Annotated in this window: 1 protein-coding gene; it reads right to left on the bottom strand. The window is 70.6% G+C overall.

What is annotated here, in order from left to right; genetic code table 11:
* Window positions 1–1,881: non-ribosomal peptide synthetase (locus VGO20_RS18550; protein WP_327503863.1), on the bottom strand; the 1,881-nt coding region annotated here is incomplete at both ends.

The raw sequence follows: 1,881 nt of genomic DNA, 5'->3' as shown, positions 1-1,881 counted from the left end.
GACCGGCACCGGCTCGCCCGACCCGTCCAGCAGGTACACGCGCAGGTCCCCCAGCGGCCGCCCGATCGGGCTCGACCCCGCCCGCTCCGCGTCCGCCGCCTCCATCTCCCGGAACGTCACGTGCACGGTCGTCTCGGTGATGCCGTACATGTTGACCAGGCGCGTCGCCCGGTTGCGCGCGTCGCGGTACCACGGCGCCAGCATCGCCGGCTCCAGCGCCTCGCCCCCGAACACCACCCAGCGCAGGCCGTGCGCCCCGCTCTCGTCCGCCCCGCCCTCGTCCACCTGGGCCACGACCAGGGCGCGGAACGCGCTCGGCGTCTGGTTCAGCACCGTGACGCCCTGCTCGCACAGCAGCCGGTAGAACTCCTGGGGGCTGCGCGCGGTCGGCTGCGGCACCACCACCAGGCGGCCGCCATGCAGCAGCGCCCCCCAGATCTCCCAGACCGAGAAGTCGAAGGCGAAGGAGTGGAACAGCGTCCACACGTCGTCCCGCCCGAACGCGAAGTCCGCCGCAGTGGCCGCGAACAGGCGCACGACGTTGGCATGCTCGACCATCACGCCCTTGGGGGTGCCGGTCGAGCCTGAGGTGTAGATGACGTAGGCGAGGTTTCGGGGCGTCAGGGCGCCGCGGTTGAGGTCGGTGTCGGGCAGCCCGGTCCAGGACGCCTCGGCGCCGAGCTCGACGACCGGCACCGGGACGGCAAGGGAGCCGAGCGAGCCGTCGGTCACCACCGCGACCGGTGCGGCGTCGGCGAGCATGAAGGCCAGGCGCTCGGCCGGATAGGCGGGGTCGAGCGGCAGGTAGGCCCCGCCGGCCTTGAGCACCGCCAGCAGCGCCACCACCATCTCGGGCGAGCGCTCGGCGCAGACCGCGACCAGCCGGTCCGGCCCGACGCCGAGCGTGCGCAGGTGGCGCGCCAGCCGGTTGGCGCGCGCGTTCAGGGCGCCATAGCTCAGGCTGCGGCCCTCGAAGGTCACCGCCGTCGCGTCCGGGTTCAGCTTCGCCTGTGCCTCGAACAGCTCGTGGATGCAGCGCTCCACCGGATACGCCTCGATCCGGTTCCACTCCTCCGCGACCAGGCGCCGCTCCGCGGGCGAGACGAGCGAGAGCTCGCCTATGCGACGCCCGGGGGCCTCCAGGCAGTTTTCGAGAAGGCTGACGTAGTTGGACCGCATCCGGTCCATGGTTTCGGGGGCAAACAGGTCGGTGGAGTAGTTCCACGCAAGCGATATCGCATCCCCACCGCCCGTTTCGGCACCGCGGGGGATCGCAACGACCTCGAGGTCGAACTTCGACGTCCGATTGCTGTACGCCTCGAAGAGCGACAAGGTGAAGCCCGGCCCTTCCAGGGCCGGAACGGTCGAGCTATGGAAGCTGAAGCCGACCTGGAAGATCGGGTTGTGCGACGTCGAACGGCTGGGCTGCAGCGCGCGCACGATCAGTTCGAAGGGAACCTCGTCGTGCTCGTAGGCGTCCGCCAGCGTGTCCCGCACGCGGCCCAGAAGCTGGCGGAACGTCGGATCGCCGCCCGTGTCGGCCCGGACCACGATGGTGTTGACGAACATGCCGAGCACGCGCTCCGCGTCGCGCGTCTTGCGGTTCGCGACGGTGGAGCCGATCAACAGGTCGTCGGCGTTGCAGTACCGGCACAGCAGGATCTCGAAGGCCGACAGCAGCGCCATGAACGGCGTCACGCCCTCGTCCCGGCTGAACCGCTTCAGCTTCGCCGTCAGATCGGGTGACAGGTCGAACCGGACCTGCCGCCCCCGGTAGGATTGCTGCCGGGGCCGCGGAAAATCCGTGATCGGCGGCAGGAGGAACGGCGCGCCTTCGAGCTTTTCCTTCCAGTACGCGAGCTGCCTGCGGTGGCGCGCCTC

Source organism: Arenibaculum sp. (genome assembly GCF_035998295.1).
Taxonomy (GTDB): domain Bacteria; phylum Pseudomonadota; class Alphaproteobacteria; order Azospirillales; family Azospirillaceae; genus DASYHS01.
Note: the sequence above shows the minus strand (reverse complement) of the source record. Positions and strands in the feature narration are given on the sequence as shown.